Source organism: Bradyrhizobium sp. (genome assembly GCF_049586575.1).
Taxonomy (GTDB): Bacteria; Pseudomonadota; Alphaproteobacteria; order Rhizobiales; family Xanthobacteraceae; genus Bradyrhizobium.
Genome location: NZ_JBAVCF010000182.1, coordinates 1 through 2,004, shown reverse-complemented (window position 1 = coordinate 2,004; position 2,004 = coordinate 1). Strand labels below are relative to the sequence as shown.

The window sequence follows — 2,004 nt, the reverse complement described above, 5'->3', positions numbered from 1 at the left end:
GGGGGAGGGAGCATAAACGCCGGAGACTCGCAGCCATGAAGTTCACACTCTCCTGGCTGAAAGAACATCTCGACACCGACGAGCCGCTCGAAAAGCTCGCCGACAAGCTCACCATGATCGGGCTTGAGGTCGAGAGCATCGAGGACAAGGCCAAGGCGCTCGCGCCCTTCACCATTGCGCGCGTGATCTCGGCCGAACAACATCCCAATGCTGACCGCCTGCGCGTCTGCATGGTCGATACCGGAAATGGCGCTGCACCAGTGCAGGTCGTCTGCGGCGCTCCGAACGCGCGCGCCGGCCTCGTCAGCGTGTTCTCACCGCCCGGCACCTACATTCCCGGTAAGGACATCACGCTTGGCATCGGCACCATCCGGGGCGTCGAGAGCCGCGGCATGCTGTGCTCGGCGGCCGAACTTGAAATTTCGGAAGACCACGACGGCATCATGGAGCTGCCGGCCGATGCGCCGCTCGGCACGCCTTACATACAGTGGGCCGCACTCGGCGATCCCGTGCTTGAAATCAACCTGACGCCGAACCGGCAGGATTGCACCGGCGTCCATGGTATCGCGCGCGACCTCGCCGCCGCCGACATGGGCAAGTTCAGGGATCCCGCCATCAAGCCGATCAAGGGCGAGTTTCCCTGTCCGGTGAAGGTGACGGTGGAGGACGAGAAGCTTTGTCCCGGTTTTGCGCTGCGGCTGGTGCGCGGCGTCAAGAACGGCCCATCTCCGGAATGGCTGCAGAGGCGCCTGACCTCGATCGGCTTGCGGCCGATCAACGCGCTGGTCGATATCACCAACTTCATGACCTACGATCGAGCCCGGCCGCTGCACGTCTTCGATGCGGCGAAGGTGAAGGGCGGTCTCACCGTACGCCGCGGCCGCGATGGCGAAACGCTGCTCGCGCTCGACGGCCGCACCTACACGCTCGACCAGTCGATCTGCGTGATCGCGGACGATCACGGCGTCGAATCGCTGGCCGGCGTCATGGGCGGTGAGGCTTCCGGCTGCTCGGAAGCAACCACCGACGTGCTGATCGAATCGGCGCTGTGGAACGAAATCAACATCGCCCAGACCGGCCGCAAGCTCGGCATCAATTCCGACGCGCGTTATCGTTTCGAGCGCGGCGTCGATCCGGCCTTCATGGTGCCGGGGCTGGAAATGGCGACGCGGCTGGTGATGGAAATTTGCGGCGGCACGCCGTCGGAGAACGTCGTGTTCGGCAACGCCTTCGGCGACGACCGCATCATCGAATTCCCGGTTGCCGAAGTGAAACGCCTCGCCGGCATCGACGTGCCGTTTTCGGAAATAAAACGCATCCTCGGCCACCTCGGTTTCATGGTGGCGGGTCAGGGTCCGGTGGTGAAGGTTGCGATCCCCTCGTGGCGATCGGACGTGCACGGCAAGGCCGATATCGTCGAGGAGATCGTGCGCATCGTCGGCGTCGACCAGGTGCCGATGACGCCGTTCGAACGCGGCGATGCGCCGCGCAAGCCGGTGCTCAAGCCGCTGCAACTGCGCACCCGCCGCGCCAAGCGGGCGCTGGCCGCGCGTGGTATGGTGGAAGCGGTGACGTGGTCGTTCATTTCCAAGCCGCACGCCGAACTGTTCGGCGGCGGCAAGGCCGAACTCGCGCTAGCCAATCCCATTGCGGCCGACTTGTCCGACATGCGACCGAGCCTGCTGCCGGGCCTCGTCGTCGCTGCACAAGCCAATTCCGACCGCGGCTTCGCCGACGTCGCCTTGTTCGAAGTCGGTCAGGTGTTTCGAGGCGACCGGCCGGAAGATCAGTTCACGTCGGCTGCCGGCATTCGTCACGGGTTTTCAACGTCTGCAGGGCTTGGACGCAACTGGTCCGGTTCGGCAGCGGCGAGTGTATTCGACGCCAAGGCCGACGCCTTTGCGGTGCTGTCGGCTGCCGGCGCACCAATGCAGGCACTGCAGGTGGTGTCCGGCGGCGCTGCATGGTTGCATCCCGGCCGCTCCGGCACGATTCAGATCGGCC

General features: G+C 65.0%; 1 protein-coding gene. It reads left to right on the top strand.

Going from position 1 to position 2,004, the window contains the following annotated elements; translation table 11 throughout:
• Positions 1–35: 35 nt before the first annotated feature.
• The coding region (gene pheT / locus WB528_RS07055; RefSeq protein WP_423887705.1) for a phenylalanine--tRNA ligase subunit beta at positions 36–2,004 on the top strand (1,969 nt) is incomplete at its 3' end.